Genomic DNA, 14171 nt, shown 5'->3' with positions numbered 1-14171 from the left:
TAGAAGTTGGTCGCATGAATGGCACTGACCGGATTGTCCCGGATGGCACGGATCTGACGGTGGCGGGCGCGCGGTCACAGGCGCTCGGAGATCTCCTGCGGCGCAGCGCCGCCCGGGTTCCGGACAAGACCGCGCTGGTGTGGCGGGAGCGGCGCGAGAGCTACGCCGAGCTCGACGCGGCGGTGAACCGGGTCGCGCACAGCCTGGCCGATCGCGGTGTGGCGCAGGGGGATCGGGTCGCGATCTACTCGCACAACTGCCGGGAATTCGTGCTCGTCTTCTTCGCGCTGGCGCGGTTGGGCGCGATCTCGGTGCCGATCAACTTCATGCTCACCGCCGACGAGGTGGCGTTCATTCTCGAGCATTCCGGCGCCGTCGCGCTGATCACCGAGGACGCACTCGCCGGTGAGGCCGAGGCCGCGGTGAAACAGCTGGGCGACAGCGAGATCCGGCTGTTCGGGTGGATCGGGCTGGGCGGCCTGCCCGCCGCGCCGGGCTGGGAGGACGTGCGCGAGTGGGAAAACCATTCCGACGCTTCCGCGCCCGGGATTCTCGTCGGCGACGACGACCCCATCCAGATCATGTACACCTCCGGCACGGAATCCCGCCCCAAAGGCGCTGTGCTGTCCAGTCGAGCGCTGATCGCCCAGTACACCTCCGTGGTGGTGGACGGCCGCATGAGCGCCGACGACATCGAAGTCCACGCCCTGCCGCTCTACCACTGCGCCCAGCTGCACTGTTTCCTCACCCCCGACCTGTGGCTCGGCGCGACCAGCATCCTGCTGCCGGGCCCGGACCCCGCGACCATCCTGCGCACCATCGAAACCGAACGCGCCACCAAGCTTTTCTGCCCGCCCACCGTGTGGGTCTCCCTGCTGCGCCACCCCGATTTCGACTCCTACGACCTGTCCTCCCTGCGCAAGGGCTACTACGGCGCGAGCATCATGCCCGTCGAAGTCCTGATGGAACTCTCCGAGCGACTACCCGGCGTCGGCCTCACCAACTTCTACGGTCAGACCGAACTATCCCCGCTGGCAACGGTTCTCGCGCCCGAGGACCAGCTCACCAAGCCCGGCTCGGCGGGCCGCCCCACCCTCAATGTCGAAACCCGCGTGGTCGATGACGACGACATCCCCGTCGGCATCGGCGAGATCGGCGAAATCGTCCACCGCTCCCCGCAAGCCATGCTCGGCTACTGGAACGACCCGGTGAAAACCGCGGAAGCCTTCCGCAACGGCTGGTTCCACAGCGGCGACCTGGGCGTGCTGGACGCCGACGGCTACCTCAGCGTCGTCGACCGCAAGAAGGACATGATCAAAACCGGCGGCGAGAACGTGGCCAGCCGCGAGGTCGAGGAAGTCCTCTACGAACACCCCGACGTCTCCGAAGCCGCCGTCGTGGGCATCCCTCACCCCCACTGGATCGAGGCCGTCACCGCAATCGTGGTCTCCCGCACCGGAACCGAGCCGGACGCCGCCGCCATCATCGCCCACTGCAAACAACGCCTAGCAGGCTACAAGGTCCCCAAATACGTGACATTCGTTGCGGCCCTACCCAAGAACCCCAGCGGCAAGATCCTCAAACGCGAACTCCGCATCGCCCACGCCCACCTCGCCAACGGAGCCTGATCACCCGATCCGATCGACGTGCTCGATATTGGCCTGATCGCCAGGGTCAGTGCTCGGGGCCCCGGCGAACCAGGCGTCCAGGATTTCCGAGAGTTGGGCTCGCGATGTCAAGCGCAGACTGAGAGCCAAGACGTTGGCGTCATTCCACTTTCGTGCTCCCTCGGCGGTGTAGGCGTCGACGCACAGGGCGGCTCGGGTTCCCGGCACCTTGTTGGCTGCGATCGAGGCGCCGGTGCCGGTCCAGCAGCAGACGACGGCCTGATCCGCGCGGCCTTCCGCCACGTCCCGGGCGGCCGCCTCGCTGGCCCAGGCCCAGTCGTCGCGCTCTCGGGGTTCGAGCGCGCCGTGCACGGTCACGTCGTGGCCGCGGGCGCGCAGCTCCTCGACCACGGCCGCGGCCACCCCGGTGTCCTCGTCTGCTGCTACCGAAATCCTCATGGAGGCAGTATCCGCCGGGGTGGCTCGAATTCGGTCAGCGGCCGGCGGCGCGGGCCAGGTGTTCGGGGTAGCGGGCTCCGGCGATGGCTTCGGCGGGGGCGGCGGCTTCGATGCGGGCCAGATCCTCGGGGGTGAGGGTGATCTCGGTGGCCGCCACATTCTGTTCGAGGTAGGTGCGGCGTTTGGTGCCGGGGATGGGGACCACGTCGTCGCCGCGGGACTGGACCCAGGCGAGGGCCAGTTGGCCGGGGGTGACGGACTTTTCGGCGGCCAGGGTGCGGAGGGCCTCGACGATGGCGAGGTTGCGGTCGAGGTTGGTGTCGGAGAAGCGGGGGAGGTTGTGGCGCAGGTCGTCGGCGGGGAGGTCGGCGGTGGAAGTGATTGCGCCGGTAAGGAAGCCGCGGCCCAAGGGGGAGAAGGGGACGATGCCGATGCCGAGTTCGCGGCAGGTCGGGAGGACTTCGGGTTCGATATCGCGGGTCCAGAGCGACCATTCGGATTGCAGGGCCGTCACCGGGTGAACGGCGTGGGCGCGGCGGATGCTCTCGGGCGAAGCCTCCGAGATGCCGAGGTAGCGAACCTTGCCCGCCTGCACCAACTCCGAGAGCGCGCCCCAGGTTTCCTCGATGGGAACGTTCGGATCCACGCGGTGCTGGTAGTAGAGGTCGATATGGTCGACGCCGAGGCGGGACAGGGAGGCGTCGCAGGATTCCTTGACGAACGCGGCGTCGCCGCGCGCGCCCATGGGGCTCGTGCCCATGGCGCCCTGGTCGCCCCAGACGATGCCGAATTTGGTTGCGAGGACGACCTTGTCGCGGCGGTCGGCGATGGCGCGGCCGACCAGGCGCTCGTTGGTTTCGGGGCCGTAGACATTGGCGGTGTCGAGCAGGGTGACGCCGAGGTCGAGGGCGCGGTGGATGGTGGCGATGGATTCGGCGTCGTTGTCGTGGACGCCGTAGGCGCTGCTCATGCCCATGCAGCCGAGGCCCTGAGCGCCGACGGTGAGTTCTCCGAGTTTCCGTGTCGCGATCATGGTCACGACGCTACGACCTGGAGTGTGCTCCAAGTCAACCGGTCAGCGGCGGTTCGGGAGGTGGTGGCGGAGCAGGACGGTGAGCTGGGTGCCCGCGTCGGTGAAGGGGAGGACGGATTTGAGGGCTCGGCTCTGGACGATCGCGCCCTCGATGACGGAGAGGATGAAGCCGGAGAGGGAGCAGGCGGTGTGGTTGTCGACACCGGCTTCGACCAGGCCGTCGGCGAGGCGGGCGGTCCATTCGGAGAAGGCTTGGCCGGCGGTCGATTGCAGGGTGGGGTCGAGCTCGTCGAGGGCGGCGGCCATCATGAACGAGCCGGCGCGGAAGTCGCTGGTCTCCAGCTGGCCGCGCCAGAAGCCGAGCAGTTCGTCGACCCACCCGGCCAGCGTCGGCGCGCCCGGCAGGGCGTCGGCCATGCGGCTCACGTGCGAATAGACCATGCGGGACACGATGCGGGCCGCGGTCGCCACCAATTCGCCCTTGCCGGACGGGAAGTGCTGATACAGCGAGTTTCTGGAGGCATTGCTGCGCTTGAGCAGCTCGTTCAGGCCGGCCGCGTGCACGCCGTGCTCCTGGACCGTGGTGATGGTGCTCGCGATCAATCGGGCGCGTGGTCCCGCTGTCATGCAATTCCTCCAGACCCGTGCAAATGCCTCGAGCACTTGTGTGAACCGATCGGTCCATGTTAAATCATAGCCATGTGGACCGATCGGTTCATATGGGAACGAAGGATTCAGTGCGCATGCCAGCCCAGATCGCCACCGCCACCCCGGTCGCCCACGCCGCGCTGCTCGGGCTGGGGGTCTATCGCCCGCGCCGGGTGGTCCCCAATGCCGAGATCGTGGACCGCATCAACTCCTCGGACGAATGGATCCGGACCCGCTCCGGCATCGAGGCCCGGCACTGGGCCGAGGCCGACGAGACCATCGTGTCCATGAGCACGGCCGCGGCGCGTGACGCGCTCGAGGCCGCGGGCGTCACCGCCCAGCAGATCGACGCGGTCATCCTGGCCACCTCCTCGCAGATGGTGCTCGGCCCGTCGGCCGGTGCCGTGGTCGCCACCGAACTCGGCATGCACGACACCGCCGCCTTCGACGTCTCGGCCGGCTGCGCGGGCTTCTGCTACGCGCTGGCGAACGCCGCCAACCTGGTGCGCGCCGGACAGGCCCGCCACGTGCTGGTGATCGGCGTCGAACGACTTTCGGACCTGCTGGACCAGGACGACCGGACCTGCGCGTTCATCTTCGCCGACGGTGCGGGCGCGGTCGTGGTGGGCGCCTCGGACGAGGAGGGCATCGGCCCGGTGGCGTGGGGCTCGGACGGCAGCCAGACCGCGGCGATCAAGCAGGACAAGGACTTTCAGCAGTACTTCGCCGAGGTGGCGGAGGCCGAGGCGATCGGCGGCACCACGGTGCGCCCGTACATCCGGATGAACGGCGCGGCCGTATTCCGTTGGGCCGTCACGTTCTTGGAGAAGGCGTGTCGTGACGCGCTGGACCAGGCGGGTGTCTCGGCCGAGGATCTGGACGCCTTCGTGCCGCACCAGGCCAACGGGCGCATCACCGACGCACTGGTCCGGGCTCTGCACATGCCCGAAAGTGTCGCCGTCGCAAGGGATATCGCGCAGACGGGCAATACCAGCGCCGCGTCCATTCCGATGGCGATGGAGCAGCTGCTGCGTTCGGGCGAGTCCAAGCCGGGCGATACCGCGCTGCTGCTCGGGTTCGGCGCGGGCCTGGCCTATGCCGGTCAGGTCGTCCGGATGCCCGCTATTTCTTGATCTTCAACGCTGTCGGACAACGGAATCCGTCGTCGCTGACAACGAAAACCGAAGCGCCCCGCACACCTGAGTGTGCGGGGCGCTTCGGTTACAGCGGATTCGACTAGACGCTCACGCCCACACGCAGGGCGTGCGGCTCGATCGCGCCGCGGACCAGGGCCTGCGCGTCGATGGTCTCGGCCTGGTACGGCAGCGCCGCCAGGGTCTCGGTCATCTTCGCGACCGGATCCGCGATCGCCTTCGGGGTGCCGAAGATGAAGGTCCACTCGTGCTCGTCGGACACGTACGGAACGACGGTCTCGAACAGGTTGTGGAACCGGGTCCACGACCGCTTGAGGGTCTCGTTGCGCCACATGGTCTGACAGCCGGCCTGCGCGGCGAGCACGCCGCCCTCGGCCAGCAGCGCCTTACAGCGGTTGAGGAAGTCGTCCTCGTACAGGCGGTTGTGCTGCGCGTCCTCGACCCGCTCGTCCGGCAGGTCGATACAGATCATGTCGTAGCGCACGCCCGCGGCCTCGGCTTTGGCCAGGAAGTCCCAGCCGTCGGCGTAGTGCATCTTGATCGGGCCGGTCTGCGCGACCGCCTCGGCCAGATCGGCCTCGGAGTAGCCGTAGGGGAGGTGCTTGGCGCACAGCTCCACCTCCAGCTGGTCGATGTCGACGTGATCGACGAGCGAGGCGCCCGCGGCCACCGACATCTGCGAGGCGACGCCCTCACCGGAACCGATGATCAGCACCTTGTCCAGCTTCTCGGCCAGCGCGTAACCCGGGACCAGCATGGCCTCGTGGTAGGTGAGCTGCGAGAACTCGGTGGACTGGCGGTCGTCGTCGGAGAACAGGGAGATGCCCTGCTCGGTCCGCGCGATCACCATGTGCTGGAACGGGGTGTTGGTGTCGACGATGGTTTCCGTCGTGTTCCACACCCGGGTCAGACCCTCGCCCACCGGCTCGTGGATCCGGCGGGCGGTGTGGCCGCGCTGGATGACCTCGATGTTCACCGAACCCGGGGACAGCTCCTGCTGCAGCAGTTCCACGGCCTTGGTGGCGCCGGAACCGATACTGCCGCAAGTGAATACGTCGACGAAGATATCGCCGGACTCGGGGTAGGTGTGGATCGAGGCGTGCGACTCGGCCAGGAGGGCCAGGATGGTGACACCCTGCGGCTCGAATTTCTTGCTAACGACATCGCAGATGGTCACCCCCGCGGCGACCAACGATTTTCGAAGCGCGGTTTCGAGTCGTTCGAGGTCGTCGCAGAGGTTGGCGTCGACACCACCGAACTCGGCCAGCACATGCCAGCCGGTGAATTCTGCCGTGATCATGGCTAAAACTCACTCTCGCTCAGCGCCAGTGACATGGACAGTCAAAGGCGGAAAACCGTTGAAGGACACCGACGAATAGCTCGCCGTATAGGCACCGGTTTCGAGGATCCGGACGGGATCACCGGCTCGCAACGTGGTCGGAAGGAGGACACGCGTGCGTTGATAGAGTACATCGTCGCCATCACACGTAGGACCGGCTACGACCGCCTCGCCCTTCGGATCCGCGTCCCGATCGGTCTGGAATCGGTAGGCGATGTACTCGTTCTCGGTTTCGGCCATGCCGTTGTAGCGGCCGATATCGAGGTATACCCAGCGCCGCCCGTCCGGCGCTACACGAACATTCACCACTTCGGCGTGGATCACACCGGTGTTGCCCACCAGGGCACGACCGGGTTCCACCACCAGCGCGGTGTGTTCCGGGAGATAGCGGCTCGCCGCCTCGGCGATGGCCGCGCCCAGCTCCGCGAGTCCGGGAGCCGGATCGGCGTACGAAATCGGAAGTCCCCCACCGATATTCACCGCCGTCACTGGAATGTCCTTGACCGCCAAGGCTTCCGCGATGGCGCCCGCCTGCTCGATGCCGATGCCCCACGCCTTCGGATCCAGCTGCTGGGAGCCGACGTGGAAGTACGGGCCGACCACGATCAGGCCGAGATCGTGCGCGCGCACCAGCAGCCGCTTGGCCTCGCCCGGCGCGCAGCCGAACTTGGTGCCGAACGGCGTCTGCGACTGCGGGGCCGAGGACAGGAACCGGCATTCGACCTCCGAGCCCGGGGCGTGCTCGGCGATGCGCTCGAGATCGTCCTCGGTGTCGAAGGCGTAGCGTCGCACGCCCGCCGCGTAGGCGGTGGCGATCTGCGAAGCCTTCTTGATCGGATTGCCGTAGCACATGACGGCCGGATCGACGCCCTGCGCGAGGCAGAGTTCGATCTCACCGACGCTGGCGACGTCGAACTCCGCGCCCTCGTCGTTCAGCAGCCGGATGATCTCCGGCACGGGACTCGCCTTGACGGCGAAGCGGATTCGTGCCGCGGGAAGGGCGGCGTGCAGTGCGCGGTAGTTCGCGCGGACCTTGTCGAGGTCGATGACCAGACAGGGCGACTCGGGCAGGTTTCGACCGGGCAATCTAAGGGAACTCTTTTCTGTCGGCCGCAACGGCTGGGACTCAGGCAACCTGCGAGACGATACACGCGATGGGCCTGGAAAAACGAACCGGTGGACGATCGATTACGTCACTCTAACGCCGGGATTCGCGGATCTGCCCGGCGTGACGTCTTACGAGAGTGTGACCTCGGTGTCCGACATGAGCGCCGCTCAGCCCGCGGTGATGGTCAGATCGTCGAACACGACCTCACCCGCGGCATCGGATTCGGCCAGATCCACGATGGCGTTCAGCGACCAGCCGTGGTCGCCGTTGGGGTCGTCGAGCACCTGCCGGACGTCCCAGAATCCGGGCCGCTGCTCGACCTGGAACAGCTGCGGGCCACGGGCGTTCGGACCGGTCCCGATGGATTCGTACTCGTCGAAATAGGGCCCGAGTTCGGCTTCCCAGTCCAGGTCGTCGCCCAGCGCCTCGAGCGCGTCCCAGTTCCGCAGCGCGGCCAGGTCCACGCGCCGGAACATGGCATTGCGCACCAGCACCCGGAACGCGCGCTCGTTGGCGGTGATCGGCCGCACCGTCTCGGCCCCGAACGCCACCTGCTGCTCGTCGGACTCCGCGCCCGGATTGGTGAGCTGCTCCCATTCGTCGAGCAGGCTGGAGTCGACCTGGCGGATCAGCTCGCCCAGCCACTCGGTGATGTCGTCGAGCTCCTCTGTGCGGGCCTGTTCGGGCACGGTCCGCCGCAGCGCCCGGTAGGCGTCGGCGAGGTAGCGCAGCACCACGCCCTCCGAGCGCGCGAGCTCGTAGCCGGAGACGAGTTCGGCGAAGGTCATGGACCGTTCGACCATTTCGCGCACCACGGATTTGGGGGAGGGCTCGAACTCCGACACCCAGGGGTGCCCGGCCTTGTAGGTCTCGAACGCGGGCTCGATGAGCTCGGGCCCGAGCGGCTTGGGCCAGGTGACCTCTTCGAGGAGTTCCATGCGCTCCTCGTATTCGATCCCGTCGGCCTTCATCTCCGCGACCGCCTCGCCGCGCGCCTTGTGCTGCTGGGCCATGAGCAGCTGGCGCGGATCCTCGAGCGTGGATTCGATGAGCGAGATGACATCGAGGGTGTAGGTCGGCGATTCCTTGTCCAGCAGTTCCAACGCGGCCAGCGCGAACGGCGACAGCGGCTGGTCCAGGGCGAAATCGCGCTGCAGGTCGACCATCAACCGGGCATGGCGTCCGTACTGGTCGGGTTCGTCGAGCTGCTGCACCACGCCCGCGTCCCGCAGCGCCCGGTAGAGGCGGATCGCCTTGAGGATGTGCTTGCGCTGCGCCGCGCGCGGCTCGTGGTTCTCCTCGAGCAGATGCCGCATGGCGTAGAAGCAATTGCCCTTGCGCGCAATCACATTCAGCAGCATGGCGTTGGTGACGTTGAACCGCGACTGCATCGGTTCCGGGGACGCCGCCACCAGGCGGTCGAAGGTGTCCTCCGACCAGGACACGAAACCCTCCGGCGGCTTCTTCTTCTGGACCTTCTTGAGCTTCTTGGGGTCGTCGCCCGCCTTGGCGATCAGCCGCGCGTTCTCCACCTCGTGCTCGGGCGCCTGCACCACGACCGTGCCCATGGTGTCGTAGCCCGCGCGCCCGGCGCGGCCCGAGATCTGGTGGAACTCACGGGCATTGAGCCGGCGGGTGCGCACGCCGTCGTACTTGGTGAGCCCGGTGAGCAGCACCGTGCGGATCGGCACATTGATGCCGACGCCCAGGGTGTCGGTGCCGCAGACGACTTTCAGCAGCCCGTCCTGGGCGAGCTTCTCCACCAGCCGCCGGTACTTGGGCAGCATGCCCGCGTGGTGCACGCCGACGCCGTGGCGGATGAACCGCGACAGCGTCTTGCCGAAGCCGGTGGCGAAGCGGAAGTCGCCGATGGCCGCGGCGATGGCGTCCTTCTCGGCCTTGGAGGACATATTGACGCTCATCAGCGCCTGCGCCCGCTCCATGGCGGCGGCCTGGGTGAAGTGCACGACGTACACCGGCGCGAGGCTGGTGGTCACCAGATCCTCGAGCGTCTCGGTGATGGGGGTGCGCACGTACGAGAAGCTCAGCGGCACCGGCCGTTCCGAGCCCGACACGATGGCGGTCTCGCGGCCGGTGCGCTTGGTCAGGTCCTCGGCGAAGAAGTCGACCTCGCCGAGCGTGGCCGACATGAGCAGGAATTGCGCGTTCGGCAGTTCGATGAGCGGCACCTGCCACGCCCAGCCGCGATCGGGATCGGCGTAGTAGTGGAACTCGTCCATGATGACCTGGCCGACATCGGCCGCCGCGCCCTCGCGCAGCGCCAGATTCGCCAGGATCTCCGCGGTCGCGCAGATGATGGGCGCTTCCGGATTCACCGCCGCGTCGCCGGTCACCATGCCGACCCGGTCGGCCCCGAACACCTCGCACAGCGCGAAGAACTTCTCGCTGACCAGCGCCTTGATCGGTGCGGTGTAGTAGCTGCGCTCGCCCTTGTTCAGTGCGGCGAAGTGCGCGCCCAGCGCGACCAGCGATTTACCGGACCCGGTCGGGGTGTTGAGAATGACGTTGGAGCCGGTGACCAGTTCCAGCAGCGCCTCTTCCTGCGCCGGGTACAGGCTCAGGCCCTCCGAGTTCGCCCAGTCGGCGAAGGTTTCGAACAGCCAGTCCGGGTCCACGTCGGAGACGGCACGGTCGGGAACCAATTCGGACAGCTGCACGTCGCCCAACGTTACCGGTCGGTGCCGCGAATCCTGGCAACGGCCACCGCGGCATCCCGGCAGGGGCCGCTACCGCAGGGGCGGGTTCTCCGGTCCGTCGCCGTCGCTGAACCCGGCCTGCTCGGCCAGGAACCGCTCGAACTCCGCGCCCAATTCGTCGCCGGTGGGCAGGTCGGTCTCGCTGGCCAGCAGGCTGGACTGGCTCTCCTGCGCGGTGACAAAGCTGTCGTACTGGCGCTCCAGAGCGGTGACGACCGTCTCCACCTCGGAGTTGCCCGCGATGTGCTCGTTGACCTGCTCGCGCACCCGCGCGGCGGCGTCGGTGAGCGCGGCCAGCGGCAGTTCCAGCCCCGCGTTCTCGGCCACGTTCTCCAGCAGGGTCTGCGCGGCCTCGGGGTAGGCGGTCTGGGTCAGGTAGTGCGGCACGTGCACCGAGAAGCCGACCGACTCGTGCCCGTGCTGGGCCATGCGGAATTCCAGCAGCGAGGACGCGCTGCCCGGCACCTGCAGCTCGCCCGGCCAGCGCTGGTGATCACCGATCAGATCGGAATCCGACGCGTGCGCGGTCACACCGAGGGGACGGGTGTGCGGAATCGCCATGGGAATCGCCGACAGACCGATGGTCCGGCGCACGCCGAGCTGTTCGGCCAGCAGCCGCACCGCGGTGACGAACTTCTCCCAGCGCAGATCCGGTTCCAGCCCGGCCAGCAGCAGGAACGGGGTGCCCGCGGTGTCCTTGAGGGCCCACAGGCTCAGCTCCGGCTCGGTGTAGTCGGAGAAGTGATCGGTCTTGAAGGTCATGAGGGGACGCCGCGAGCGGTAGTCGAGCAGCTCGTCCATATCGAACGAGGCGACCAGTTCGTGCTCGAGGCTCTCCTTGAGATGGGTGGTGGCCAGGCGCACCGCATGTCCGGCGTCGGTGAAGCCCTCGAGGCCGTGTACCAGGACCGGACCCGAGCCGTCGTCGGACGACAGCTGCGGAGCCGGGAATTCCAGCTCGTACATTCGCGACTCGTAGTCCATCGCGTACTCCTTCCTGCGTGGCCCACTTGCGCGACCAACTCTCATTGTCCCTCATGGGCATGACAGGTGTGCACCACCCGCACCAGGGGTGCAACACGCCGGACGGTGACACGCATTCCCGGCGGCCCCGCACGCGGCGTGGCATTCGGTGTGAACAGCCGATTTTCGGCATAGTGGACGAGGTGACCGTGCCCCACCGAATCCCCGCGCGCAGGCCGTACCGCAGGTTCGCACCCGTGGCGGGGATCGCGCTAGCGGCGGGTCTGCTGGCCGCGTGCGGGACCACGGTGTCAGGTCATCCGGTGGCGGGGCGCAATCCGGTCACCCCGGCCGCGAGCGCGGACGGCGGGCTGACCAAGCTGCTGCCCGATCCCTCCCAATTCCCCTCGCGCTACACCGCGATCGTGCTGCCCGCCGAGACCGCCAAGCAGGCCGCCGACGATCTGAACGGCTATCTGCCGGGGGCGCAAGTGGATCCGAGCACCTGCATGCCCGCCACCCCCTCCGGCGGACCGGTCGCCGCGGTGGGCAATGACGACGACGCCCGCACCACCCTGACCGTGGTGCTGACCCGCTCCACGCAGCCGCTGTCGACGCTGCGAGATCAGTTGCAGCGCTGCGGGACCGTGCGCCTCGGGCATGCCGGCGCCACCTCGATCGTGACCACCGAGCTGAATCCGCCGCCGCCGGCCAATGCCGACGACTCGCTGGCCATCAAGCGCACGGTGGGCATGGAGAACGGTCAGACCGGGTTGAAGCACACCATGCAATCGCTGGTCGGCCAGATCGGTGATGTGCGAATCAATGTGACCTATATGACGTCCGGAAACACCTCGGACGGTGAAGGGCTCGACGCGCTGTTCACCACCGCGCTCCGGAAGGTCCGCAAGGGCTGAGAATTTCGGCCGGAGCATTCCGGGAGGGGAGCCGACCCCCTGCCTGTTTCGGCTCCCTGCCCGATCAGCAGACCGGCAGCGGAGTGTCGGAACCCGACGCCGAACCGTTGCCCGCCGAACCCGATCCGCCCGAGCCGCTCCCGCCCGAACCGCTGAGCGAACCGGTGCCGCCGGAACCGCTGCCGCCCGAACCGGTGCCGGAGGAGCCGCCGCTGGACGAGCCCGGAATCAGCGAGGAGATCGGCGGGCAGGTGCCGCCGGCGCCGACCTTGTAGACGGTGCTCACCGAAGCGAGCCCCTGCCGGACGCCGACGGTGTAGGTGCCCTGGTCGGTCGGGTGCCAGGGCAGGTTCGCGGCGGCGCCGGCGCCGTAGGAGGTGGGGGTGACGGTGCCGATGACCGCGCCGTTCACCAGGAAGTCGACCGGGCTCAGCTGATCGGAACCGTTGAGCGAGGCCTGGATCATGCAGCCGTCGGTGACCGAGCACGGCTTGTCGCTGGTCAGACCGGCGACCTGGATGTTCTCGATCGAGGCGCCGGCCGGGGCGGCCATCGAACCGACCAGCACGGCGAGGGCGGCGGCCGCGCCGACACCCATGGCGGGGCGTCGCATATCGCGGAGGGCGGGCCGGGGGAGCGGAGTTCTCATGGGGTGGATCCTTTCGGCGCGTTGAAGGGGTCGCGCCGGGCGGACTGTAACAGTGGCGGCCGCTTGAATTTCGCGAAATCGCCACTGCTGCAACATGATTCGGTTATCGCATGACCGGGCAGCGCTACCGCCCGGTAGTTCCGTAGCGTTCGACGAGTTCGCTGCCCAGTCGGGCCAGTTCGGCCTTGACCGATTCCGGCTCCAGCACCTCCACAGTCGCGCCCCAGCCCGCCAGCTCCTGGGCGATCATGAGCGGTGTCGGCGCGGTGATCCGGGCGCGCACCCGTCCGTCGGCGGCCTCGCCTTCCAGAACGCAGTGCCGCCCTTGCCGATCGCGCAGCACCGGCGCGAGCGCCGCCGGGATCAGCACGGTCGCGGCCAGGGTGGAACGGTGCCGCTCGACCTCCTCCACCACCTCCGACCAGGCCGTCGAGAGGTCGAAATCCGGTGGCCGGTGGGCGATCTCGTCGGTGATCTCGAGCGTGGCGATCCGATCCACTCGGAAGGTGCGCCGCCCGCGTTCGGTTCCGGCCACCAGGTACCAGATGCCGTCCTTGTCGACCAGGCCCCACGGGTCGACCAGCCGCCGGGTCCGCTGCCCGCGGCGGTCGTAGTCGAACGCGATGCGGCGGCGGCGCACCACCGCGCGCTGCAATTCGTCCACCAGGGCGGGCATTTCGGTATCCCCGCGACCCCAGCCCGCCGCGTCGACCACCACCGCGCCCGCCGCCGCCTCGGCCTCGAGGCGGAACGGCTGCGGCAGGGCGCGCAACAGCTTGCGCAGTGCCGAGCGGGTGGCCGGGGCGGCGGTGGCGAGCGGGCCGAGCAGCAGGAACAGCGCCTGCGCCTCGCTCGCGGTGAGACCGCTCAGATCGGTGCGGGCCCCGCCGATCAGCGACCACCCGCCGCCGCGACCCGGTTGCGAATACACCGGAATCCCGGCCGCCGACAGGGCTTCCAGATCGCGCCGCGCGGTCGCGACCGACACCTCCAGTTCGGTCGCCACCTCGGTGGCGGTGACCCGCTCCCGGGTTTGCATGAACAGCAGGGTGGCCACCAGACGATCCGCGCGCATGCCCGAAATCTTCCCGGAAAAAGTGCTCATTCGGTGAGCACTTTGGGCGAGAGGATGTATTCATCACCGGAAACCCGATCGAGGAGAACGAAAATGCTGCGTGGCATGGCGACCGTCAACTACTACGCCGACGACCTGGAGGCAGCCAAGGACTGGTACAGCGAATTGCTCGGTGTCGCACCGTATTTCGCCGTGCCGGGCGGGTACTACGAGTTCCGCATCGGCGACTACCAGGCCGAGTTGGGGATCATCAATGCCAAGTTCGCGCCGTCGCGCCCGGATCGGCCGGGCGGTCAGATCGTGAACTGGCATGTCGATGACGTGGCCGCCACCTTCGCGCGCCTGCTCGAGCTTGGGGCCACCGAGTTCGAGCCGATCACCGAACGCGGTGCGGGGACCGGGTTCGTGACCGCCTCGGTGGTGGACCCGTTCGGCAATGTGCTGGCCATCATGACCAATCCGCACTACCTCGAGATCCTGGCGCAGGGCCGTTCCGAGTAGG

13 protein-coding genes are annotated in these 14171 nt (G+C 68.0%); 4 read left to right on the top strand and 9 right to left on the bottom strand.

What is annotated here, in order from left to right; genetic code table 11:
* Positions 1-14: 14 nt before the first annotated feature.
* Positions 15-1628: an acyl-CoA synthetase gene (locus ACAM49_RS03380; RefSeq protein ID WP_369633967.1), complete on the top strand. Its 1614-nt coding sequence runs from the start codon at positions 15-17 to the stop codon at positions 1626-1628.
* Here the strand turns inward: ACAM49_RS03380 and ACAM49_RS03375 are convergent, their stop codons facing one another.
* Genes ACAM49_RS03375 through ACAM49_RS03365 form a run of 3 tightly spaced genes read right to left on the bottom strand, consistent with a single transcriptional unit; the run spans position 1629 to position 3726 of the window.
* Entirely contained in the window at positions 1629-2066 is a 438-nt protein-coding gene (locus tag ACAM49_RS03375; RefSeq protein ID WP_369633966.1) for an RpiB/LacA/LacB family sugar-phosphate isomerase, read from the bottom strand.
* A gap of 34 nt (positions 2067-2100) precedes the next feature.
* Positions 2101-3099: an aldo/keto reductase gene (locus ACAM49_RS03370; RefSeq protein WP_369633965.1), complete on the bottom strand. Its 999-nt coding sequence runs from the start codon at positions 3097-3099 to the stop codon at positions 2101-2103.
* Positions 3100-3141: 42 nt separating this feature from the next.
* Positions 3142-3726: a TetR/AcrR family transcriptional regulator gene (locus ACAM49_RS03365; protein ID WP_369633964.1), complete on the bottom strand. Its 585-nt coding sequence runs from the start codon at positions 3724-3726 to the stop codon at positions 3142-3144.
* Positions 3727-3842: 116 nt separating this feature from the next.
* Here ACAM49_RS03365 and ACAM49_RS03360 point away from each other — a divergent pair, with 116 nt between their 5' ends.
* Positions 3843-4880, top strand: a complete 1038-nt coding sequence (locus tag ACAM49_RS03360) for a beta-ketoacyl-ACP synthase III (RefSeq protein WP_369633963.1) — start codon at positions 3843-3845, stop codon at positions 4878-4880.
* A 103-nt stretch (positions 4881-4983) separates the two neighbouring features.
* Here the strand turns inward: ACAM49_RS03360 and speD are convergent, their stop codons facing one another.
* The 4 genes from speD to ACAM49_RS03340 form a co-directional block, all read right to left on the bottom strand.
* Entirely contained in the window at positions 4984-6198 is a 1215-nt protein-coding gene (gene speD / locus ACAM49_RS03355; protein ID WP_369634018.1) for an adenosylmethionine decarboxylase, read from the bottom strand.
* Between the two features lie 12 nt (positions 6199-6210).
* Positions 6211-7311 carry a type III PLP-dependent enzyme gene (locus ACAM49_RS03350; protein ID WP_369634017.1) on the bottom strand — a complete coding sequence of 367 codons (1101 nt, stop codon included), beginning with the start codon at positions 7309-7311 and terminating at the stop codon, positions 6211-6213.
* Positions 7312-7515: 204 nt separating this feature from the next.
* Positions 7516-10026 carry a DEAD/DEAH box helicase gene (locus tag ACAM49_RS03345; RefSeq protein WP_369633962.1) on the bottom strand — a complete coding sequence of 837 codons (2511 nt, stop codon included), beginning with the start codon at positions 10024-10026 and terminating at the stop codon, positions 7516-7518.
* A gap of 69 nt (positions 10027-10095) precedes the next feature.
* Positions 10096-11049 carry a proteasome assembly chaperone family protein gene (locus tag ACAM49_RS03340; RefSeq protein ID WP_369633961.1) on the bottom strand — a complete coding sequence of 318 codons (954 nt, stop codon included), beginning with the start codon at positions 11047-11049 and terminating at the stop codon, positions 10096-10098.
* 182 nt (positions 11050-11231) lie between these two features.
* Here ACAM49_RS03340 and ACAM49_RS03335 point away from each other — a divergent pair, with 182 nt between their 5' ends.
* On the top strand, positions 11232-11945 hold the full coding sequence (locus tag ACAM49_RS03335; protein WP_369633960.1) for a sensor domain-containing protein: 714 nt from the start codon (positions 11232-11234) through the stop codon (positions 11943-11945).
* A 64-nt stretch (positions 11946-12009) separates the two neighbouring features.
* Here the strand turns inward: ACAM49_RS03335 and ACAM49_RS03330 are convergent, their stop codons facing one another.
* Together ACAM49_RS03330 and ACAM49_RS03325 are read right to left on the bottom strand one after the other, a co-directional pair.
* Positions 12010-12594 (bottom strand): hypothetical protein, encoded by a 585-nt coding sequence (locus ACAM49_RS03330; RefSeq protein WP_369633959.1) that lies wholly within the window; start codon positions 12592-12594, stop codon positions 12010-12012.
* 124 nt (positions 12595-12718) lie between these two features.
* Positions 12719-13669: a helix-turn-helix transcriptional regulator gene (locus ACAM49_RS03325; RefSeq protein WP_369634016.1), complete on the bottom strand. Its 951-nt coding sequence runs from the start codon at positions 13667-13669 to the stop codon at positions 12719-12721.
* A gap of 93 nt (positions 13670-13762) precedes the next feature.
* Here ACAM49_RS03325 and ACAM49_RS03320 point away from each other — a divergent pair, with 93 nt between their 5' ends.
* Positions 13763-14170 (top strand): VOC family protein, encoded by a 408-nt coding sequence (locus tag ACAM49_RS03320; protein ID WP_369633958.1) that lies wholly within the window; start codon positions 13763-13765, stop codon positions 14168-14170.
* Position 14171: the final 1 nt, after the last annotated feature.

Origin of the sequence: Nocardia sp. JMUB6875 (assembly GCF_041154655.1) — a bacterium.
Classification (GTDB): domain Bacteria; phylum Actinomycetota; class Actinomycetes; order Mycobacteriales; family Mycobacteriaceae; genus Nocardia.
This window is presented reverse-complemented; position numbering and strand designations above follow the sequence as displayed.